This is a genomic window from Klebsiella pneumoniae subsp. pneumoniae HS11286, assembly GCF_000240185.1.
Taxonomy (GTDB): domain Bacteria; phylum Pseudomonadota; class Gammaproteobacteria; order Enterobacterales; family Enterobacteriaceae; genus Klebsiella; species Klebsiella pneumoniae.
In genome coordinates this window covers 3,110,470-3,130,279 of record NC_016845.1, presented here as the reverse complement: position 1 = coordinate 3,130,279, position 19,810 = coordinate 3,110,470, and the positions used below count along the sequence as shown (strand labels likewise).

20 protein-coding genes and 1 other annotated feature (1 of these 21 cut by a window edge) are annotated in these 19,810 nt (G+C 58.6%); of the genes, 10 read left to right on the top strand and 10 right to left on the bottom strand.

All coding sequences use genetic code 11. The features are described from left to right. Window positions 1-435, bottom strand: a sequence feature (potential frameshift: common BLAST hit: gi|348589205|ref|YP_004870008.1| iron ABC transport system ATP-binding protein); it reaches 326 nt to the left of the window's first position. From KPHS_31410 to KPHS_31380, 4 genes are all read right to left on the bottom strand, one after another. Further along, window positions 25-435 (bottom strand): iron(III) dicitrate transport ATP-binding protein, encoded by a 411-nt coding sequence (locus KPHS_31410; protein ID YP_005227441.1) that lies wholly within the window; start codon window positions 433-435, stop codon window positions 25-27. It overlaps the preceding feature by 411 nt. Then, a complete protein-coding gene (locus KPHS_31400) occupies window positions 435-1,472 on the bottom strand; it encodes an iron compound ABC superfamily ATP binding cassette transporter, binding protein (RefSeq protein ID YP_005227440.1) in 1,038 nt (345 codons plus the stop codon). Before KPHS_31400 ends, KPHS_31410 begins: the two co-directional genes overlap by 1 nt. Continuing rightward, window positions 1,472-2,470: an iron ABC transporter periplasmic iron-binding protein gene (locus tag KPHS_31390; RefSeq protein YP_005227439.1), complete on the bottom strand. Its 999-nt coding sequence runs from the start codon at window positions 2,468-2,470 to the stop codon at window positions 1,472-1,474. The genes KPHS_31400 and KPHS_31390 overlap by 1 nt, the downstream gene beginning before the upstream one ends. A gap of 158 nt (window positions 2,471-2,628) precedes the next feature. Next, on the bottom strand, window positions 2,629-3,540 hold the full coding sequence (locus KPHS_31380) for a LysR family transcriptional regulator (protein YP_005227438.1): 912 nt from the start codon (window positions 3,538-3,540) through the stop codon (window positions 2,629-2,631). Window positions 3,541-3,636: 96 nt separating this feature from the next. On the opposite strand from KPHS_31380, the gene KPHS_31370 reads away from it, so the two are divergent. The 4 genes from KPHS_31370 to KPHS_31340 all read left to right on the top strand — a co-directional run bounded on the left by KPHS_31370 (window position 3,637) and on the right by KPHS_31340 (window position 9,615). Further along, window positions 3,637-4,632 (top strand): NAD dependent epimerase/dehydratase, encoded by a 996-nt coding sequence (locus tag KPHS_31370; RefSeq protein YP_005227437.1) that lies wholly within the window; start codon window positions 3,637-3,639, stop codon window positions 4,630-4,632. A 173-nt stretch (window positions 4,633-4,805) separates the two neighbouring features. After that, window positions 4,806-5,342 carry a putative TetR family transcriptional regulator gene (locus tag KPHS_31360; RefSeq protein ID YP_005227436.1) on the top strand — a complete coding sequence of 179 codons (537 nt, stop codon included), beginning with the start codon at window positions 4,806-4,808 and terminating at the stop codon, window positions 5,340-5,342. Window positions 5,343-5,416: 74 nt separating this feature from the next. Further along, on the top strand, window positions 5,417-6,526 hold the full coding sequence (locus KPHS_31350; RefSeq protein ID YP_005227435.1) for an HlyD family secretion protein: 1,110 nt from the start codon (window positions 5,417-5,419) through the stop codon (window positions 6,524-6,526). Further along, window positions 6,523-9,615: a putative efflux protein gene (locus KPHS_31340; RefSeq protein ID YP_005227434.1), complete on the top strand. Its 3,093-nt coding sequence runs from the start codon at window positions 6,523-6,525 to the stop codon at window positions 9,613-9,615. Before KPHS_31350 ends, KPHS_31340 begins: the two co-directional genes overlap by 4 nt. Before the next feature lie 55 nt (window positions 9,616-9,670). On the opposite strand, the gene KPHS_31330 is transcribed toward KPHS_31340, so the two are convergent. The 4 genes from KPHS_31330 to KPHS_31290 form a co-directional block, all read right to left on the bottom strand. Then, window positions 9,671-10,855 carry an L-lactate dehydrogenase gene (locus KPHS_31330; protein YP_005227433.1) on the bottom strand — a complete coding sequence of 395 codons (1,185 nt, stop codon included), beginning with the start codon at window positions 10,853-10,855 and terminating at the stop codon, window positions 9,671-9,673. A gap of 254 nt (window positions 10,856-11,109) precedes the next feature. Then, window positions 11,110-11,742, bottom strand: coding sequence for a TetR/AcrR family transcriptional regulator (locus KPHS_31320; protein ID YP_005227432.1), 633 nt, complete (start codon window positions 11,740-11,742; stop codon window positions 11,110-11,112). Further along, a complete protein-coding gene (locus KPHS_31310) occupies window positions 11,739-12,134 on the bottom strand; it encodes a DoxX family protein (RefSeq protein YP_005227431.1) in 396 nt (131 codons plus the stop codon). Before KPHS_31310 ends, KPHS_31320 begins: the two co-directional genes overlap by 4 nt. Before the next feature lie 100 nt (window positions 12,135-12,234). Further along, window positions 12,235-12,372 (bottom strand): hypothetical protein, encoded by a 138-nt coding sequence (locus KPHS_31290; RefSeq protein YP_005227430.1) that lies wholly within the window; start codon window positions 12,370-12,372, stop codon window positions 12,235-12,237. On the opposite strand from KPHS_31290, the gene KPHS_31300 reads away from it, so the two are divergent. Next, window positions 12,371-12,568 (top strand): hypothetical protein, encoded by a 198-nt coding sequence (locus KPHS_31300; protein YP_005227429.1) that lies wholly within the window; start codon window positions 12,371-12,373, stop codon window positions 12,566-12,568. The two genes, KPHS_31290 and KPHS_31300, sit on opposite strands and share 2 nt — an antisense overlap. A 534-nt stretch (window positions 12,569-13,102) precedes the next feature. Here KPHS_31300 and KPHS_31280 read toward each other — a convergent pair. Together KPHS_31280 and KPHS_31270 are read right to left on the bottom strand one after the other, a co-directional pair. Then, a complete protein-coding gene (locus KPHS_31280) occupies window positions 13,103-13,225 on the bottom strand; it encodes a hypothetical protein (protein ID YP_005227428.1) in 123 nt (40 codons plus the stop codon). Next, on the bottom strand, window positions 13,206-14,468 hold the full coding sequence (locus tag KPHS_31270; RefSeq protein ID YP_005227427.1) for a transposase: 1,263 nt from the start codon (window positions 14,466-14,468) through the stop codon (window positions 13,206-13,208). Before KPHS_31270 ends, KPHS_31280 begins: the two co-directional genes overlap by 20 nt. A 243-nt stretch (window positions 14,469-14,711) precedes the next feature. Here KPHS_31270 and KPHS_31260 point away from each other — a divergent pair, with 243 nt between their 5' ends. Genes KPHS_31260 through KPHS_31220 form a run of 5 tightly spaced genes read left to right on the top strand, consistent with a single transcriptional unit; the run spans window position 14,712 to window position 19,808 of the window. Continuing rightward, complete coding sequence (locus KPHS_31260) at window positions 14,712-15,089, top strand: iron-sulfur cluster assembly scaffold protein (protein ID YP_005227426.1); 378 nt, start codon at window positions 14,712-14,714, stop codon at window positions 15,087-15,089. 2 nt (window positions 15,090-15,091) lie between these two features. Beyond that, window positions 15,092-16,579: a cysteine desulfurase activator complex subunit SufB gene (locus KPHS_31250; protein YP_005227425.1), complete on the top strand. Its 1,488-nt coding sequence runs from the start codon at window positions 15,092-15,094 to the stop codon at window positions 16,577-16,579. Between the two features lie 16 nt (window positions 16,580-16,595). Beyond that, on the top strand, window positions 16,596-17,342 hold the full coding sequence (locus tag KPHS_31240) for a cysteine desulfurase (protein YP_005227424.1): 747 nt from the start codon (window positions 16,596-16,598) through the stop codon (window positions 17,340-17,342). After that, a complete protein-coding gene (locus KPHS_31230) occupies window positions 17,317-18,591 on the top strand; it encodes a cysteine desulfurase activator complex subunit SufD (RefSeq protein ID YP_005227423.1) in 1,275 nt (424 codons plus the stop codon). The genes KPHS_31240 and KPHS_31230 overlap by 26 nt, the downstream gene beginning before the upstream one ends. After that, on the top strand, window positions 18,588-19,808 hold the full coding sequence (locus KPHS_31220) for a selenocysteine lyase (protein YP_005227422.1): 1,221 nt from the start codon (window positions 18,588-18,590) through the stop codon (window positions 19,806-19,808). The genes KPHS_31230 and KPHS_31220 overlap by 4 nt, the downstream gene beginning before the upstream one ends. Window positions 19,809-19,810 lie beyond the last annotated feature (2 nt).

The window sequence follows — 19,810 nt, the reverse complement described above, 5'->3', positions numbered from 1 at the left end:
GCTGCCGCTCGCCGCCGGAGAGGCTTAACCATCCCTGTTCGCTTTCTCCAGCATCGCTACCCGCTGCAGCGCGGCGGCAATCGCCTCGTCATCCTGAGCGCTCCAGTTTGAGAACGGAGAGTGGTGGGGAATGCGTCCCAGGCGCACGACGTCGCGCACCCGCATATTGGCCTCGGTCATGCCGTGTTGCTCGACGAAAGCCACGCGGCGGGCGAGCTGCTTTTTCGACATCCGGGCGATATCCTGGCCGTCGAGGGTGACGCGACCTGCATCCGGGCGGCGCAGTCCCGCCAGAACGCGCAGCAGCGAGGATTTGCCGCAGCCGTTGGGCCCCAGCAGTCCGACCGTTTCGCCTCGCGGCACCCGCAGCGAGACATTATTGACGATGACCTTTTTGCCTGCCTTCCAGGTGATATTTTCAGCGCAAATACTCATCACTTATTCCTTGAGCGGTAGATAATCACGGCAAAGAAAGGCACCCCAACCAGGGCGGTTACTACCCCAACGGGCAGACTTTGCGGGGCAATCAGCAGGCGCGACGCAATGTCCGCCAGTACCATCAATATCGCCCCTGCCAGCGCGCTGGCGATCAGCAACGTTCGGTGCAGCGGGCCAAAGAAGAAACGCATCACGTGGGGCACCACCAGGCCAACAAAGCCGATTGAGCCGGCCATGCTGACGATGGTGGCGGTGATCAGCGCCGCAGTGGTGAAGAGGATCAGGCGCACGCGCGGCACAGCAATCCCCAGCGAGGCGGCGGCATCGTCGCCGAAGGTGAACGCGTCCAGCGCCCGGGCATACCACAGGCAGACCGCCAGACCCGCGAGCACCACCACGATGACCAACTGGAATTCGGGCCAGCGAACGCCGCTGAAGCTGCCCAGCAGCCAGAACATCACATCGCGCGCCTGCTGCGCGCTGGCGGAGGTGCTGATGGTATAGGCCGTGATGGCGTTAAATAACTGCGAGGCGGCGACGCCCGCCAGAATGGTTCGCTCATTACCGCCGCGCGCACCGTTAGTCAGCAAGGCGACAAAGGCGAAGGCGGCGAAGGCCCCGGCAAAGGCCCCGGCCGAGAGGGAAATCGCACCGGCGCCAAGGCCCAGCACCACGATCGACACCGCGCCGGTGGAGGCCCCGGCGGAGACGCCGAGGACGTAGGGTTCGGCGAGGGCATTCTTCAGCAAGCTTTGCAGCACGACGCCGCAGATAGCGAGGCCGGCGCCGCAGCAGGCGGCGACCAGCGCGCGGCTGAGGCGGAAATCCCAGATTACGCTCTCATAGATACGGTTGAGCGGCTCAGCGGTTAAGCCGGTTCTGTTGCTGATAGCGTAAAAGACATTCTGCAGCGGGATGGCCAGCTCGCCGACGCTGACGCCCACCGCTATCACCAGCGCCAGCACGATCGCTGCCAGTACACACCAGCCGGTGAGCAGTATGCTGCGGCGCGTCTCAATCGCGGCGACGCTCATCAGTTCAGCCCCATTTTTCTCAGCTGCTCGCCCACCTGTTCCGCGCCGTAAAGCGTGCGAATGGTCGGATTCATCGCCTGACCGTCCATGACCACGATATGGCCTTTTTTCACCGCCTCCAGCTGGCTGACGGCGGGATCGCTTTTGAGGAATTTGATCTTCTCCTCGGCCTTATCCAGCGCCCAGCGGTTACGATCCAGGCTGGCGACCACGATCACATCCGGGTTGGCGGCAATAATGCTCTCCCAGCTCACCGTGGGCCACTCGGTCTCGGAGGTTATCGCATTATGACCGCCCAGCACGCTGGCGATAAAGCCGGAGGCGCTGTTTTTACCGCCGACATAGGCATCGGCCGAAGGCGAGGCGCTGGAGAACCAGAAGACGAAGGAGAGATCCTTTTTGCTTTTACCAAACTCCTGGCGCAGGTCGGCTTCACGTTTTTTGAAATCGGCAATTAGCGCCTGACCACGATCTTCGACGTTGAAAATGCGGGCGAAATCGCTAATCTCCTGATACAGCCAGGTCATATCCCACAGCTTTTGCCGGCTGCCGTACATATCGCCGGTGGCCTTTTTAGTGGCGCACATCCCCGGTGAAACGTAGCTGTTCACGCCGACGGTGGCGAGATCTTCACGCCTGGCGACTTTGCTTTCCGGCCCCAGCAGCAGCGGCAACTGGGCGGGAACGAAATCAGGATTTTGCGCCAGCACCGATTCCAGGCTCGGAATTTCCACCGTCAAGGTTTTAATCTTCGCGTTTTGCTCAGCCAGCTGCGGTAAAACGCTGGTCGGCCAGAAGGCGCTGGCGACCACCTGCTTTTGCAGCCCGAGCAGCAGCAGAATTTCGACCGTATTTTGCCCCAGCGCGACCACGCGCTCCGGCGGCCGGGTGAAGGTCTCCTGATAGCCGCAGTTTTCAATCGTCAGGGGGTAGGTTGTTGCCAGCGCGGAACTGACGGCGGTGAACATCAAGCCTAACGCGCAAAGGACCTTCTTCATTAAACGCTATCCTTGTAAACAGGCGAGTGGATGACCAGCAAATGGGAGTAATGCAAATGAAACTCATTATTGGGGCGGGGTTTTATACAATGCCATATTTACAGTGTCAATGAGTGACTATTTCCGCAGGCAATGAAATGCCCGCGCGATGGGGCGGGTCAGCTCGCCAGTGGGCCACGAATATACGCCTGCAACCCCTGGGCGAGAAAATCAAATACCCGCTTACAGGCAGGGCTGTGACGCAGATCCTCATGCATTACCAGCCAGGTATCAAGATACAGAGAAAAGTCGGCCGCCAGCACTCGCTGCAGGGGAATAATGCCATCCGCAAGGGGCACCTGGCAGATGCCGATCCCCGCTCCGGCGCGAATCAGGCTCAACTGGGCGAGGTCGCTATCGGTCCGCATCGCGAAGGCCTCACGCTGAAAACGAGGGTAAGCCTGCAGCGCCCGGCGAACAAGTGGGGTGGCGCTATCGAAACCAATCAGCGCGTGGCTGGCCAGATCGTCGAGGGTCGTGGGCAGGCCCTGGCGCGTCAGGTAGGCGGCGGTGGCATGTAACCCAAGCTCAATCCTGCCGAGACGGCGGGCGATAAGCTGCTCCTGCTGCGGGGCGACCATCCGCACCGCGATATCCGCCTCCCGGTGAAGCAGATCCTGAAATCGATTGGAGAGCATCAGTTCGATGACGATATTCGGGCACGCCTGCCTGAGCCGGGCAACCAGCGGCGGCAGCACCTCGGCGCCGACCACCTCGCTGGCGGCCACCCGCACCACGCCACGCAGATCGGCTCTGTCGCGACTAAAGTTGGCCGCCGTGCGTTCCAGCGCCCGGGCGGTGTTGTCCATCGCCTCGGCATGCACCCGCAGCGCCAGCGCCGCGTCGGTCGCCAGCAGGCCGGTTTGCGAGCGGGTAAATAAGGCCTGGCCGAGGGCGGTTTCCAGCCCGGCAATATGGCGCCCCGCCGTCGGCTGAGTGATGTTCAGGGTGCGCGATGCGCCCGATAAAGAGCCTTCCTGCAGGACGGCGAGAAAGGTTCGGTACCACTCCCAGGGAATAGAGGTATTCATACAAATATGTATAGCCGTTCGACGATGGTATGCAATTTCATTTGATATGAGCCGCAGGTAGGCTGTCAAGCATCCATTAGCGAACGGGGAAAGAGGATGAACAGCAGCGGCAAGGTACTTATTCTGGGAGCAAGCGGGGGCATCGGCGGGGAAGTGGCGCGCCGGCTGGTGGCAGACAACTGGCAGGTTCGGGCGCTGAAGCGCGGCGCCCAGATGCGTGATCCCGAAGATGGCATACAGTGGATAGCCGGCGACGCGCTGGATGGCGGCCAGGTCGCGGCGGCGGCTGCCGGTTGCGACGTCATCGTCCATGCGGTGAATCCGCCGGGCTACCGGCACTGGCGGCAACAGGTACTGCCTATGCTGCGCAACACCCTGCAGGCTGCCGAACGGCAGCGGGCGCTTGTAGTCCTGCCCGGCACGGTCTACAACTATGGACCGGATGCCTTTCCGCTGATTGCTGAAGAGGCCGCACAACAGCCGGTGACCCGCAAAGGCGCCATCCGGGTGGCGATGGAGCTGGCGCTGAAGGATTACGTGCAGCGCGGCGGCCGGGCGTTGATTGTTCGGGCGGGCGATTTTTTTGGCCCGCGCGCCGGAAATAACTGGTTTTCTCAGGGGCTGGTCAAGCCTGGTCAGCTTCCCCGCATCATTAGCTACCCGGGGGCGATCGGCGTGGGGCATCAGTGGGCCTGGCTGCCCGACGTGGCCGCCACCATCGCCGCGCTGCTCGCCCGCAGGCGCGAGCTTGAGCCGTTCGCCCGCTTTCATATGCAGGGCCACTGGGACCCGGACGGCAGCGAAATGAGTCAGGCGATCCAGCGGGTGGTCGCCCGCTATGGCGGCAGGGCGGTAGTGAAGTCCTTTCCCTGGTGGCTGGTGAAGATGGCGGCGCCCTTCAACGCCACCCTGCGCGAAATGGTCGAGATGCACTATCTCTGGCGTCTGCCGGTACGCCTGCGCAACGATAAACTGGTTGATTTTTTAGGCGCGGAACCGCATACCCCGCTCGACAGCGCGGTTTATCAGACGCTGCAAGGCCTGGGTTGTCTGCCCGCCGGCGCGATAAACCAAGAGGCGGGTGAGGCGTAACGCGGCAAGAGGATCACAGAGCGGGGCGTTATTGTGACCAAATCATAATAACGTCACTCGTTGTCAAACGATAGCGATCGCATTAAGCTAAACGGATGACGAAAAATACCCCCACCCCTGCAAGCCGTGGTCCCCATGACCACAGCGTTCGGGACCAGATTCTTGACGCGGCCATGGCGCACTTTAGTCGCTATGGCTATGAGAAAACGACGGTCACCGATCTCGCCAAAGCGATAGGCTTTTCCAAAGCCTATATCTATAAATTCTTTGACTCCAAGCAGGCGATTGGCGAGGCGATTTGCGCCAGCCGGCTGGAGAAGATCATGGTGGCCGTCAGCGAGGCCATCGCCGATGCGCCGTCCGCCAGCGAGAAACTGCGCCGCCTGTTCCGGGCGCTGACCGAGGCCGGCAGTGAACTGTTTTTCGAGGATCGCAAACTGTACGACATCGCCGCCGTCGCGGCGCGCGATAAATGGCCTTCAACGGAACAGTATGCCGGTCATCTGCAGCAGCTGATTGGTCAAATCCTTGTCGAAGGCCGCCAGGCGGGTGAGTTCGAGCGCAAAACCCCGCTGGATGAAGCGACCCTGGCGGTGTATATGGTGATGTGTCCTTTCATCAACCCGGTGCAGTTGCAATACAATCTCGACACCGCGCCCACCGCGGCGGTGCTGCTTGCCTCCCTGATCCTGAGAAGTCTCTCCCCCTGATTGGTGACTATTGACTTTATTGGTCACTGGTCTGAGAATGCGGTCACCATCCGGTCTTTTCATTAAGGTGACCCATGCTCAGGCTCAACGCCGTCCATCTTGCCGTCTGCCTCCTGCCGCTGGCCCTCGCGGGCTGCGGCGAACCTGCCGATCATGACGACCCCCGCATCCGGCCGCCGCTGGTCCGGGTGGCGACCGTCGAGCGCGCGGAGGCCGGCTCGCGGGCCTTTACCGGCGTGGTAGTGGCCCGAACCCAAAGCGACCTCGGCTTCAGGGTGGCGGGAAAAGTGCTTGAACGGCGGGTGGAAACCGGGCAGAGCGTCAAGCGCGGTCAGCTGCTGCTGCGCCTGGATCCGGCTGATCTAGCCTTGCAGGCGCAGTCCCAACAGCGGGCCGTAGATGCCGCGCGGGCGCGAGCCAAAAAGGCGGCCAACGATCTGGCCCGCTATCGCGGCCTGGTGGCGAGCGGCGCCATCTCGGCCGCGGAATTCGACCAGATTAACGCGGCAGCAGAGGCGGCGAGAGCCGACCTCAGCGCGGCCCAGGCGCAGGCCAATGTGGCGCAAAACGCCACCGGCTATGCCGGACTGCTGGCGGATGCTGACGGCGTGGTGGTGGAAACCCTCGCTGAGCCGGGGCAGGTGGTCAGCGCCGGGCAGGTGGTGATCCGCCTGGCGCGGGCGGGGCAGCGCGAAGCGCGGGTGCAACTGCCGGAGACGCTGCGCCCGGCGGTCGGCAGCGAGGCGCTGGCGACACGCTATGGCAGCGAATCTCAGCCGGTCACGGCGACCCTGCGCCTGCTTTCGGACGCGGCTGACGCCACCACCCGCACCTTTGAAGCGCGCTATGTACTGAACGGCGCGCTGGCGAATGCCCCGCTGGGGTCTACCGTGACCCTGCGCATCGGCAACGACCAGGCGCCAGGCCAGGTGCTGGCGGTGCCCCTGGCGTCGGTCTACGATCCGGGTAACGGCCCTGGCGTCTGGCGCATTGCCTCTCGTCCGGCCACCGTCTCCTGGCAACCGGTGACCGTGCTCGGCCTGGATGATGAAACCGCGCGGGTGACCGGCCCGCTGAAGCCCGGCGAGCCGATCGTCGCCCTGGGCGCCCATCTTCTGCACCAGGGCGAGGCGGTACGTCTGGCGGAACGACGCGAGCATAATGCCGCCGGGAGCCAGCCATGAGCGCCGGGCGTTTTAATCTCTCCGCGCTGGCCGTCCGCGAGCGGTCGGTGACCCTGTTTTTGATTATCCTTATCTCCGTCGCCGGGCTGGTGGCGTTCTTCGGACTCGGGCGAGCGGAAGATCCGCCCTTTACGGTCAAGCAAATGACGGTCATTACCGTCTGGCCCGGCGCCACCGCGCAGGAGATGCAGGATCAGGTCGCCGAGCCGCTGGAAAAACGGCTCCAGGAGCTAAAGTGGTACGATCGCACGGAGACCTATACCCGCCCTGGCATGGCGTTGATCACCCTGTCGCTGCAGGATCAGACCCCGCCTTCCGAGGTGCCGGAGCAGTTTTATCAGGCGCGCAAAAAGCTCGGCGACGAGGCGAAAAATCTGCCTGCCGGCGTCTCCGGCCCGATGATGAATGACGAATTCGCCGATGTCACCTTTGCCCTCTTTGCCCTGAAAGCACGGGGAGAACCGCCGCGGCAGCTGGTGCGTGACGCCGAAGCCCTGCGCCAGCAGCTGCTGCATGTTCCCGGGGTGAAAAAAGTGAATATCCTCGGCGAACAGGCGGAGCGCATTTATCTCTCGTTTTCTCATGACCGTCTCGCCACCCTGGGCCTTTCACCAGAGGCGATTTTTGCCGCGCTGAACAGCCAGAATGTGCTGACCGCCGCCGGGGCTATCGAGACGCGGGGCGGGCAGATCTTTATCCGCCTCGACGGGGCGTTCGACCGCCTGCAGCAGATCCGCGACACGCCGATTATTGCCGGGGGCAGAACGCTGAAACTGGCCGATGTCGCCACGGTTGAGCGGGGATATGAAGATCCCGCGACCTTCCTGATCCGCAATCAGGGCGAACCGGCGCTGCTGCTGGGCGTGGTGATGCGCGAGGGCTGGAATGGTCTGGCGCTGGGGAAAGCGCTGGACGCCGAAACGACCAGCATCAATCAGAGCCTGCCGCTCGGCATGTCGTTGACCAAGGTGACCGATCAGTCGGTGAATATCAGCGCCGCGGTCGATGAGTTCATGATCAAATTCTTTGTCGCCCTGCTGGTGGTGATGTCGGTGTGCTTTGTCAGCATGGGGTGGCGCGTGGGCGTGGTGGTCGCGGCGGCGGTGCCTTTAACCCTCGCCGTGGTGTTTGTGGTGATGGAGGCGACCGGCAAAAACTTCGACCGCATCACTCTCGGCTCGCTGATCCTCGCCCTGGGGCTGCTGGTGGATGATGCCATCATTGCCATCGAAATGATGGTGGTCAAAATGGAGGAGGGGTACGACCGCCTCAAAGCCTCGGCCTATGCCTGGAGCCATACCGCGGCGCCTATGCTGGCCGGTACCCTGGTGACGGCCGTGGGCTTTATGCCTAATGGATTTGCGCAGTCCACCGCCGGGGAGTACGCCAGCAATGTGTTCTGGATCGTCGGTATCGCGCTGATTGCCTCCTGGATTGTGGCGGTGATTTTTACCCCCTGGCTGGGGGTGCACCTGTTGCCGAACAGAAAGCCCGCGGCGGCCGGCCACGCCGCGCTGTATGACACCCCGCGCTATCAGCACTTCCGTCGGCTGCTGACCCGGGTTATTGCTCACAAATGGCGCGTGGCCGCCGGGGTGGTGGCGCTGTTTATCGTGGCGATCCTGGGCATGAGCGTGGTGAAAAAGCAGTTTTTCCCCACCTCCGATCGTCCGGAAGTGCTGGTTGAAGTGCAGCTGCCTTACGGGTCGTCGATTAGCCAGACCAGCGCCGCGGCGGCGAAAATTGAGCACTGGCTGCACCTGCAGCCGGAGGTGAAGATTGTCACCAGCTATATCGGCCAGGGCGCGCCGCGCTTTTACCTGGCGATGGCTCCGGAATTGCCCGATCCCTCCTTCGCCAAACTGATGGTGTTGACCGACGGGCAGGGTGCCCGCGAGGCGCTCAAGCGGCGGCTGCGGGAGGCGGTGGCCAATGGCCTGGCGCCGGAGGCGCGGGTGCGCGTCACTCAGCTGGTGTTTGGCCCTTATTCGCCTTATCCGGTCGCCTGGCGGGTGATGGGGCCCGATCCGCACGCTCTGCTCGACATCGCCGAGCGGGTTAAATCGGTGCTGCAGGCCAGTCCGCTGATGCGCACCGTCAATACCGACTGGGGTTCGCGGGTACCGGTGATGCATTTCAGCCTCAATCAGGACCGGCTGCAGGCGAGCGGACTCAGCTCCCAGTCCGTCGCCCAGCAGCTGCAGTTCCTGCTGTCAGGGATCCCGATCACCACCGTCCGGGAAGATATTCGCGCCGTGCAGGTGATCGGCCGCGCGGCGGGCGACATCCGTCTGGATCCGGCGAAAATCGCCGACTTCACCCTGGTGGGCAGCGGCGGGCAGCGGGTTCCCTTGTCACAGATTGGCGACGTGTCGATCAGGATGGAGGACCCGCTGCTTCGCCGTCGCGACCGCACGCCGACCATCACCGTCCGCGGAGATGTTGCGGAGAACCTGCAGCCGCCGGATGTCTCCACCGCGCTGATGAAGCCGCTGCAGCCCATTATCGACTCGCTGCCGCCTGGCTATCGCATCGAGACGGCGGGGTCGATTGAGGAATCCGGCAAGGCCACCCGGGCGATGGTGCCGTTATTTCCGATAATGATCGCCCTCACGCTGCTGATCATTATCCTGCAGGTGCGTTCGCTGTCGGCGATGGTCATGGTTTTCCTGACCGCGCCGCTGGGGCTGATTGGCGTGGTCCCGACGCTGCTGCTGTTCAATCAGCCGTTTGGCATCAATGCCCTGGTGGGCCTGATCGCCCTGTCGGGGATCCTGATGCGCAATACGCTGATCCTGATTGGCCAAATCCATCATAACCAACAGGCGGGGCTCGATCCGTTCCACGCGGTGGTGGAGGCGACGGTGCAGCGCGCCCGCCCGGTTCTGCTGACCGCGCTGGCGGCGATCCTGGCGTTCATTCCGCTCACTCATTCGGTCTTCTGGGGAACGCTCGCCTATACGCTGATTGGCGGGACGCTGGGGGGAACCATCATGACCCTTATCTTCCTGCCGGCCATGTACGCGATCTGGTTCCGCATCCGTCCGGAGAACACGGTACAACAGACAGAGTTGCACCTTCAGAGGTAATTCCACTTTGCCGGACCTGGGCGAGGCACATGGCCAGGCCAGGTCCCGGGCAGCGTCAGGCGGGTAAGGATACCGGCACCGCATGAGTGCGGTGTTGATCCTGTTCGAGGCGATCAAGGCAATCGAGGCTGATGGCCGATGGCGAGGTCGCGCCGGTGAGGGTCATGGTAACCTTCATATCCTCGGCAAATAAGCGCAGCAGATGCGCCACGCCCGCTTCGCCCGCCGCGGCCAGGGCATAAATATAGGCCCGACCGAGCAGCACGCCTTTCGCGCCGAGGGCCAGCAGACGTATAACGTCCACGCCGGAGCGCACCCCGGAATCGGCAAGCACTGTCAGATCGTCGCCGACCGCATCCACCACCCTGGGCAGCGCCCGGGCGGTGGGGATGGCGCCATCGAGCTGTCTGCCGCCATGATTCGACACCACAATACCATCGGCGCCCAGCCGCACGGCATTGCGCGCATCGTCGGCATCGAGGATCCCTTTGATGATTAATTTTCCTTGCCAGCTGTCGCGGATCCACTCCAGATCGTGCCAGGCGATGGACGGGTCGAAGTTGTTGCTGATGAACCCCATATAGTCGTCCATGGTCATTTTGTGGCCGGTGTAGGCTTCGATATTACCAAACGACAGGGGTCTGCCCGCCAGCCCGACGTTCATCGCCCAGCGCGGATGGGTGCAAGCCTGGAGATATTGTCGCAGGGTGGCGTGCGGCCCGGACATCCCTGAGCGGTTATCGCGATACCGCGAGCCGGGGATTGGCATATCGACGGTAAATACCAGGGTTTTCATGCCAGCGGCCCAGGCGCGCTCCAGCGCGTTACGCATATAGCCGCGATCTTTGAGTACGTACAGCTGGGACCAGAGCGCGCCGCTGGCGTGGCTCGCCACCTCTTCAATCGAGCAGACCGACACGGTGGATAAGGTGTACGGGATCCCGGCGCGGGAGGCGGCGCGGGCCGCCTGGACTTCGCCGCGGCGGGCGTACATCCCGGTGGCGCCGACGGGCCCCAGCGCCACGGGCATCGCCCATGGGGCATCAAGGATCGTGGTCGCCAGCGTCGGTTCGCCGGCCCCGCACAGTACGCGCTGGCGAAGAGCTACCGAGGCAAGCTCGGCGGCGTTGGCGTTCATGGTGTTTTCCGCCACCGCGCCACCGTCAATATAATCGAAAAGGAAGCGGGGCAGACGACGACGAGCGGCTTCGCGATAATCGCTGGGGGCTGAAACAATCATTATTATGTCCTTATGTTTTTTAACCTTAGTGGATGTTCTGCAGGTAAAAAAACTATAGGCCTCTAAAAACCGGCGAGGAAATGAAATATTAGCATTCCCACTATTCCCTCATGGAATAATCTGCGTTGCACTCTGTGGTTGTTATTTTCTTTTAATGCTAACCGGTAAGGACATTATTTTTTGCGCCGGGCGCGGATTGGGCACAATAAATCAGCCTTGCGTCAGGCCACAGCACTGAAAAGGGGAAGGAGAGATCAGCCCGGCGCCAGGGAATACGCGCGCAGAAAGACGTCCAGGGCGCGCTCAACCCGCTGTTTGATTTCGTCGTCGGACAGCGGAGGTCTTGCGCCAAGTTTTATCGCCAGGCTGGTCATTCCCAGCCATAAACCGGCCAGTTCGTCGGCAGCCTCCTGCGGATCGCAGGCTCGTAAAGTACCGGCTTCGATCGCCTCGGCGATGATCGCTTCCAGCATCTGCTGCGCGCGCCCCGGCCCGGCGGCGTAAAAGCGGCCGGGGAGATCGGGGTGACGCACGGCAGCCGAGGCGATCAGTCGGTCCCAGCCGGTCAGTTCCCGCTGGTTGATAAAGCGGACAAAGCGATAACCAAACGCCGTCAGTACCTCGATCAGCGGCAGATGATGGCGCTGGGCGAAATCATGGTCGCTGATGGTGAGATCCGATTCCTGGCGTAAGACCGCCTCTATCAGATGTTCTTTATCGCTGAAATTGGCATACAGGGTGGCTTTCGCCACCCCGGCTACGCGGGCGATTTCGGCCGTTGTCACCTCCAGGCCCTGTTCCAGAAACAGCTTACGGGCGGCCTGAAGTATCGCCTGCGTTTTCAACGGATCTTTTGGCCGACCTTTCTGACGAGGGGTTTCGCTCATCGCCGATAGCCTGCAAACAGCGCGCTCATAATTAATCCTCCGACCACGGTAATGTGTTCAAGCGCAATATGGAATTCCCCAGTGCGCCGGGGTTCACTGAAGGCCCAGAAGGCGTGTCCCAGCGGAATAGTGAGTAATGTAAACACAATCAGCATCCCCGATCCAATCCAGCCGTAGCCGGCAGGATTAAAAACGATCAGCGCCGAACCCGCCAGCTGGCAAAAAATCGTGCCCGCCGCGAACAAGACCGGCCACGGCAGGCCGACGGTCACCATCTCCTGAACGATCTCCGCGAAATGAAAGACGCCGTAGATGCCTGCCATCCAGAAGAAGAAGGTCACCAGGACGCGAGAGAAACAAAGGGTGATGAAAAATAAGGTCGAATTAGGCATAAGATTTTACGCAATTGATAATTAACAGACCAATGAGTCTAAAAAATAATTTCAAGACTCACAAGTCTGTTAATTGTTCATTAGTGTTATGCCATTGCAATCAGCCGCTTAGTTTGTTTTTCTCCTGCCAGGTGCCCTGCCGCAGGCTTTGCGTCAGACGTAAAGAAGGTGAATTTGAAATTGAGCAGATGGTATCTTTTGCTAGCCTTTCTGAGGAGGACAGACGGAGCGACACCATGAAAGATAAAGATGAACAAACGGCATTGATTGGCATGGCCATCGGCGCGGCGGTCATTAGCTTAGTGGCTACACAAAAGCAGATTAATCAGGGGAGTATCGTGGATGAACTGGTGAGGCTGGGCAGACAGAAGGGGGACGGGGTAGAGGATGAGGTCTTTGTCCAGGCCGCCCGGCTGGTGAGTAAAGGCACCTAGCCAGCCGGTATCCCGCCTGGCAGCCCCGTGTGCCCGTTTTATTTTGGTTTTTATTCCCCGAATGCGGCCGGCGAGCGGCGCTTATTCCTTTCCTGAAGCGTTACCGGCGGGCGCTTTCACTACCCGCTTTTTTCTAGCGCATGGCCGGGGCCGCGCCCCGCGCTGGCATGGTCTTTCTGTTACGTTGTCACTTTATGCTCGCCTGCAAGCGATAACCAGCAAGGTGGTCTGCCGCTATTGCATAAATCGGTATTTTCGATACATCTTTGCCATTGCGTGCGGAGATAGAATGATTTCAAAATAACATATTATAAATCAATCCATTAAGTTCTATTTGCACACCCTGATAATCCCTGGGCGAGGGTCTATGCTTATAAAAAGCACTAAATGAGGCAATACCCCTGCTGCAGAAGGGTTGAAGTGATAATCACCTAAATTCCACGTGTGTTTTTTATTAGCTTCAAAAATCACTATTTCACGAAGAATTTAGACTGCTTCTCACACATTGTAACATTATTTACAACCACCTTTCAATCATTTTTGATAAATCATTGATTTCATCTTTGCTGCAATGATACTTAATAAACTCTGCAAGTTATCCACAGAGCAACACTCAATTTTATTGATGATATTCTTATTATACCAGACATTTTTCATACACTCCCTTGTACGGATAGTTTTCCGACAACTTCATGATTACATATCTTGCGGTTTTGATTATTTTTGCTGCAAGAAATACATACTTCAAACGAAAGGTCTTTATTTGCTGTCTGTATTCTGAAGAGTCCAAGGAATCAAACTTGAACAACAAAAATAGGTTATATGAAAGCATCATCATTTGAAACACGGCTTCATTCGCCCAAAATGACTTTAGCAAGAGATGACCCACCGCCATGTCGTATTTGGCTTCTTTGATATAGTTTTCAGCATTACCACGCTTTTCATAGTATATAACTACTTTTTCAGAAAGCAAGGTAGTATTTGTTACAAAGAAAAAGTAGTCGTATTCGGAACCTTCTAAAAGTGATAATTGTGCTCTTTCTTTTTCTGGTTTCAGTACGCGAGATACGACAAATCTTCTGTCTTTTTCCCATTTAACTAATTTTGTATACAGTTCTGTAGTTTCTCTACCTTCTTCTCCTTTAACGAATACAATTGATGAATTCGTTGCTTGTGAGGTGAGTGTAGAATAACTTTTGGCTTTAATTAAATATTTGCATCCAAGAGATTCTATCGTTTCGATAATTTTTTCATCAAAGTAGCCACTATCCATTCGAAATAAAATTTCTAAATCGTCTGATTTGATGTTAGCAACAATTTCTTTGATCATTTCCGCAGCACCGTTTGCAGTGTAAGTATTGCCACTTCTTACAAATCCGGTAACATATGCTTTTAATTCGTCGCAAAATGCAAATTGGATATTGTAGCATCGGTTTCCCAGTTTCTTAGGATTATATCCTTTTGACGCACCTTCTTGATGACCTTCTACGTTAATTACACTACTATCAATATCAATCGTAATGGATGTCAATTTACTTTTAGTGAGCAGTTTTTTAAAGACTTTAAAATTAATGTCTCTAAACATTTGGGTTGTCTTGAAGTTGAAGTTTCCTAGAAACCGTGACACTGTTTCAGGTTCTTTTACGGAAATATCAAACTCGTTGACGAGGGGATCATTTTGAAGTAGCTTTAGACGTTCTAACTTATCAATGCCAATGAAGTGACCGCAGAGCATGGTCTTTATATGATTCATCTTGATTTTATTTGTTGAGTCATTATCAAATACGAGGTCATTTTCAATAAAATCAAAAATCCCATTGCTTTTTGCATTCTCAAGGAGCAGAAAAAGACCTGCATTTGATGTTAGATTCTTAGCTTTGAAATCAATTTTATTAATCATAATTAGAACCCCTTTTTACTACTTTTCTTACTATTATTTTACCATATATCGAGTCATAAAAGCTGATAATTTAACATATTTTTGAGCACTTTTCTTTCACCCAATGGGTGAAAGCTGAATTTCGAAGGAATGCATATTTATCAAGGCTTTGATTATGCTTTTTGAAGTACTGACGTAGAATCTAGGAATCATTATCACTAACATGGCGGTATGCCTTGATGGCGCCAACCTGGAGGTCTATCGATGGAAGTACAAGCAGGAACTTTTAATCCCGCCGATTTCAGCTGGCAGGGACTGACCATGACGCCGGCCGCTGCCGCGCATATCCGCGATCTGATGCGCAAGCAGCCGGATAAGAAAGGGCTGCGGCTGGGCATTAAAACCAGCGGCTGCGCCGGTTTTGGCTATGTGCTCGAAATGATTGCCGAGCCGGCGCCCGACGATCTGCTCTTTGAATCTGACGGGGCGAAGCTGTTTGCGCCGCTGCAGGCGATGCCGTTCATCGACGGCACCGAGCTGGATTATGTCCGGGAAGGTTTAAATGAAATCTTTAAATTTCATAACCCGAAAGCGCAGCATGAGTGCGGCTGCGGCGAAAGTTTTGGGGTGCAGGCGGAGTAACTATGTCGCGTAATACTGAAGCAACTGACGATGTCAAAACCTGGACCGGCGGCCCGCTCAACTACAAAGAGGGCTTTTTTACTCGCCTGCAAACCGATGAGCTGGCCAAAGGCATTAATGAAGAAGTCGTTCGGGCTATCTCGGCTCGCCGCAATGAGCCGCAGTGGATGTTGGAGTTTCGTCTGAATGCCTACCGGGCGTGGCTGGAAATGGAGGAGCCGCACTGGCTGAAAGCGCATTACGATAAGCTGAATTATCAGGATTACAGCTACTATTCCGCGCCCTCCTGCGGCAACTGCGATGAGACCTGCGCCTCCGAGCCTGGCGCGGTGCAGCAGACCGGGGCCAATACCTTTCTGACCAGCGAGGTGGAAGAAGCCTTTAACCAGCTGGGCGTGCCGGTACGCGAAGGGCGCGAGGTGGCGGTGGACGCGATATTTGACTCGGTGTCGGTGGCGACCACCTACCGAGAAAAGCTGGCCGAGCAGGGGATCATCTTCTGTTCTTTCGGCGAGGCGATCCACGATCATCCGGAACTGGTGAAAAAGTATCTGGGCACCGTAGTGCCGGGGAATGACAACTTCTTTGCCGCGCTGAACGCCGCGGTGGCTTCGGACGGCACCTTTATCTATGTGCCGAAGGGCGTCCGCTGCCCGATGGAGCTGTCGACCTATTTCCGCATCAACGCCGAAAAGACCGGGCAGTTTGAACGCACCATTCTGGTGGCTGATGAAGGCAGCTACGTCAGCTATATTGAAGGCTGCTCGGCGCCGGTGCGCGACAGCTATCAGCTGCATGCCGCGGTCGTTGAAGTCATCATCCATAAAGACGCGGAAGTGAAATACTCCACGGTGCAGAACTGGTTCCCCGGCGATAACAACACCGGCGGGATCCTCAACTTCGTCACCAAGCGCGCCCTGTGCGAAGGGGAGAACAGCAAAATGTCATGGACCCAGTCGGAAACCGGCTCGGCCATCACCTGGAAATACCCCAGCTGCATCCTGCGCGGCGATAACTCGATCGGCGAATTCTTTTCGGTGGCGCTGACCAGCGGCCATCAGCAGGCGGACACCGGCACCAAAATGATCCATATCGGCAAGAACACCCGCTCGACCATCATCTCGAAAGGGATCTCCGCCGGACACAGTCAGAACAGCTATCGCGGGCTGGTCAAAATCATGCCGACCGCCACCAACGCCCGCAACTATACCCAGTGCGATTCGATGCTGATCGGCCCGGACTGCGGGGCGCATACCTTCCCGTATGTTGAATGCCGCAACAACAGCGCCCAGCTGGAGCACGAGGCGACCACCTCGCGGATTGGCGAAGATCAATTGTTCTACTGCCTGCAGCGCGGGATCAGCGAAGACGATGCCATCTCGATGATCGTCAACGGTTTCTGTAAAGACGTCTTCTCCGAGCTGCCGCTGGAGTTCGCTGTAGAGGCGCAAAAATTGCTGGCCATTAGCCTTGAACATAGCGTCGGCTGATAATTAAGGAAAAAAGATGTTAAGTATTCAAGATTTACACGTCGCCGTCGAAGATAAAGCGATCCTGCGCGGGCTGAACCTTGAGGTGCGCCCGGGAGAGGTCCACGCCATTATGGGGCCGAACGGCTCAGGCAAAAGTACGCTTTCGGCCACCCTGGCCGGGCGTGAAGATTATGAGGTGACTGGCGGTCGCGTTGAATTTAAGGGCAAAAACCTGCTCGAACTCGCTGCGGAAGATCGCGCCGGGGAAGGTATCTTTATGGCCTTCCAGTATCCGGTAGAGATCCCCGGCGTCAGCAACCAGTTTTTCCTGCAGACTGCGCTGAATGCCGTGCGCAACTATCGTGGCCAGGAGGCGCTGGATCGTTTCGATTTCCAGGACTTAATGGAAGAAAAGATCAAGCTGCTGCAGATGCCGGAAGATCTCCTGACCCGCTCGGTGAACGTTGGCTTCTCCGGCGGTGAGAAAAAGCGCAACGATATTCTGCAAATGGCGGTGCTTGAGCCGGAGCTGTGCATTCTCGATGAATCGGATTCGGGGTTGGATATCGATGCCCTGAAAATCGTCTCCCAGGGAGTGAATGCCCTGCGCGACGGCAAACGCGCCTTTATCATTGTCACCCACTATCAGCGCATCCTTGACTATATCAAGCCGGACTATGTCCATGTGTTGTATCAGGGGCGGATTGTGAAGTCGGGCGATTTCTCTCTGGTCAAACAGCTGGAGGAGCAGGGCTATGGCTGGCTTACCGAACAGCAGTAACGCGCTGCAGCAGTGGCACCATCTGTTTGAAGCGCAGGGCGGCCCGCGTACCCCGGAGGCCAGTCAGCATCTGCAGCAGCTGCTGCGCCTTGGGCTGCCGACGCGCAAGCACGAGGACTGGAAATACACTCCGCTGGATGCCCTACTTAACGGTCGCTTTGTCGCCGATGAGGGGGCCTCTCTCAGTGCTGAACAGCGTGATGCGCTGGCGCTGCCGCTGGACGCCTGGCGGCTGGTGTTTATCGATGGCCGCTATCATCCTCAGCTGAGCGACGATCTTGCCGCCAGCGGCGTGGAGGTCAGTGTCGATAATCAGCGCCAGCATCTGCCGGATGCCCTGCAGCCGGAGGTGTTTCTCCATCTGACCGAAAGCCTGGCCCAGACGGTGACCCGCATTCGCGTGCCGCGCAACCGCCGCCTGGATAAACCGCTGCTGCTGATGCATATCACTAGTGGCCTGGCCGGCGATGCGCTGAATACCGCCCACTATCGCCATCACCTGGCGCTGGAGAGCGGGGCGGAGGCGACGATTGTCGAGCATTACCTGAGCCTCAATGAGCAGCCGCATTTCACCGGCGGGCGATTGACCATGACGGTGGCCGATAACGCGCACCTCCAGCATATCAAGCTGGCATTTGAGAATGCCCGCAGCTATCACTTCGCCCATAACGACCTGCTGCTGGGCCGCGACGCCTCGGCCTTCAGCAGCAGTTTCCTGCTTGGCGGCCAGGTGCTGCGTCACCAGACCAGCACCCGCCTGGGCGGCGAAAACAGCAACCTGCGCCTCAATTCGCTGGCGATGCCGGTGAAAAATGAGGTCTGCGATAGCCGCACCTGGCTCGACCATCAGGTCGGCTACTGCACCAGCCGCCAGCTGCACAAAACCATCGTCAGCGATAAGGGGCGGGCGGTGTTTAACGGGCTGATCAACGTCGCGCCGCTCGCGCTGAAAACCGACGGTCAGATGACCAACAATAATCTGCTGCTCGGGCGGCTGGCGGAGGTCGACACCAAACCGCAGCTGGAAATTTACGCCGATGACGTGAAATGCAGCCACGGGGCGACGGTGGGGCGCATTGACGAAGAGCAGCTGTTCTATCTGCGCTCGCGAGGTATCGAACAGCAGGCGGCGCAGCAGATGATCCTCTACGCCTTCGCCGCCGAGCTCACCGAGGCTATCCGCAGCGACGCGCTCAGAGAGCAGGTGCTGGCGCGTATTGGACAGCGTTTGCCGGGAGGCACTGTATGACATTTTCAGTAGAACAGGTTCGCGCCGATTTTCCGGTACTGAACCGGGAGGTCAACGGTCAGCCGCTGGTCTATCTCGACAGCGCCGCCAGCGCCCAGAAGCCGGAGGCAGTGATCGGCGCCGAAGCGGAATTCTATCGCCACGGCTACGCGGCGGTGCACCGCGGCATCCATACCCTCAGCGCGGAAGCCACCGCGCGGATGGAAGCCGTGCGTCAGCAGGCGGCCACCTTCCTTAACGCCGGGTCGGCGGAGGAAGTGGTGTTCGTCCGCGGCACCACCGAGGGTATCAACCTGGTGGCCAACAGCTGGGGAAACGCCAACGTCGGCGCCGGGGATAACATCATCATCAGCGAAATGGAGCACCACGCCAATATTGTGCCGTGGCAGATGCTGTGCGCCCGCGTCGGGGCTGAGCTGCGGGTGATCCCCCTGAACCCGGACGGTACGCTGCAACTGGATGTTGTCCCGGGACTGTTTGACCCGCGCACCCGCCTGCTGGCGATAACCGAGGTCTCCAACGTGCTGGGGACGGAAAACCCGCTGGCGGCGCTGATTGCTCTTGCGCATCAGCATGGCGCGAAAGTGCTGGTGGATGGCGCCCAGGCGGTGATGCACCACCCGGTGGACGTCCAGGCGCTGGGCTGCGATTTTTATGTTTTCTCCGCCCACAAGCTGTATGGGCCGACCGGGATCGGCGTGCTCTACGCCCGGTCCGAGCTGCTGCAGACGATGGCGCCTTGGGAAGGGGGCGGGTCGATGATCGCCACCGTCAGCCTGACGGAGGGCACCACCTGGAATCAGGCGCCGTGGCGCTTTGAGGCCGGCACGCCGAATACCGGGGGGATCATTGGCCTCGGCGCGGCGCTGACCTACGTCAGCCAGCTGGGACTGACGCAGATTGCCGAGTATGAGCAGACGCTGATGCGCTACGCGCTCGATGCCCTGCGCGCGGTACCGGATCTGATCCTTTACGGCCCGGCGCAGCGTAAAGGGGTAATTGCTTTCAACCTCGGTCAGCATCACGCCTATGACGTCGGCAGCTTCCTCGATAACTACGGGATCGCCGTGCGGACCGGACACCACTGCGCGATGCCGTTGATGGCCCGGTATCAGGTACCGGCTATGTGTCGGGCATCGCTGGCGATGTACAATACCACGGAAGAGGTGGACCGCCTGGTGGCCGGCCTCCAGCGGATCCGCAAACTGTTAGGGTAAAG

Excerpts from the sequence above, each read along its gene's own strand:
- KPHS_31410 (YP_005227441.1), bottom strand. The coding sequence starts at position 435 with ATGAGTATTTGCGCTGAAAATATCACCTGGAAGGCAGGCAAAAAGGTC.
- KPHS_31400 (YP_005227440.1), bottom strand. The coding sequence starts at position 1,472 with ATGAGCGTCGCCGCGATTGAGACGCGCCGCAGCATACTGCTCACCGGC.
- KPHS_31390 (YP_005227439.1), bottom strand. The coding sequence starts at position 2,470 with ATGAAGAAGGTCCTTTGCGCGTTAGGCTTGATGTTCACCGCCGTCAGT.
- KPHS_31380 (YP_005227438.1), bottom strand. The coding sequence starts at position 3,540 with ATGAATACCTCTATTCCCTGGGAGTGGTACCGAACCTTTCTCGCCGTC.
- KPHS_31370 (YP_005227437.1), top strand. The coding sequence starts at position 3,637 with ATGAACAGCAGCGGCAAGGTACTTATTCTGGGAGCAAGCGGGGGCATC.
- KPHS_31360 (YP_005227436.1), top strand. The coding sequence starts at position 4,806 with ATGGCGCACTTTAGTCGCTATGGCTATGAGAAAACGACGGTCACCGAT.
- KPHS_31350 (YP_005227435.1), top strand. The coding sequence starts at position 5,417 with ATGCTCAGGCTCAACGCCGTCCATCTTGCCGTCTGCCTCCTGCCGCTG.
- KPHS_31340 (YP_005227434.1), top strand. The coding sequence starts at position 6,523 with ATGAGCGCCGGGCGTTTTAATCTCTCCGCGCTGGCCGTCCGCGAGCGG.
- KPHS_31330 (YP_005227433.1), bottom strand. The coding sequence starts at position 10,855 with ATGATTGTTTCAGCCCCCAGCGATTATCGCGAAGCCGCTCGTCGTCGT.
- KPHS_31320 (YP_005227432.1), bottom strand. The coding sequence starts at position 11,742 with ATGAGCGAAACCCCTCGTCAGAAAGGTCGGCCAAAAGATCCGTTGAAA.
- KPHS_31310 (YP_005227431.1), bottom strand. The coding sequence starts at position 12,134 with ATGCCTAATTCGACCTTATTTTTCATCACCCTTTGTTTCTCTCGCGTC.
- KPHS_31300 (YP_005227429.1), top strand. The coding sequence starts at position 12,371 with ATGAAAGATAAAGATGAACAAACGGCATTGATTGGCATGGCCATCGGC.
- KPHS_31290 (YP_005227430.1), bottom strand. The coding sequence starts at position 12,372 with ATGGTGTCGCTCCGTCTGTCCTCCTCAGAAAGGCTAGCAAAAGATACC.
- KPHS_31280 (YP_005227428.1), bottom strand. The coding sequence starts at position 13,225 with ATGAAAAATGTCTGGTATAATAAGAATATCATCAATAAAATTGAGTGT.
- KPHS_31270 (YP_005227427.1), bottom strand. The coding sequence starts at position 14,468 with ATGATTAATAAAATTGATTTCAAAGCTAAGAATCTAACATCAAATGCA.
- KPHS_31260 (YP_005227426.1), top strand. The coding sequence starts at position 14,712 with ATGGAAGTACAAGCAGGAACTTTTAATCCCGCCGATTTCAGCTGGCAG.
- KPHS_31250 (YP_005227425.1), top strand. The coding sequence starts at position 15,092 with ATGTCGCGTAATACTGAAGCAACTGACGATGTCAAAACCTGGACCGGC.
- KPHS_31240 (YP_005227424.1), top strand. The coding sequence starts at position 16,596 with ATGTTAAGTATTCAAGATTTACACGTCGCCGTCGAAGATAAAGCGATC.
- KPHS_31230 (YP_005227423.1), top strand. The coding sequence starts at position 17,317 with ATGGCTGGCTTACCGAACAGCAGTAACGCGCTGCAGCAGTGGCACCAT.
- KPHS_31220 (YP_005227422.1), top strand. The coding sequence starts at position 18,588 with ATGACATTTTCAGTAGAACAGGTTCGCGCCGATTTTCCGGTACTGAAC.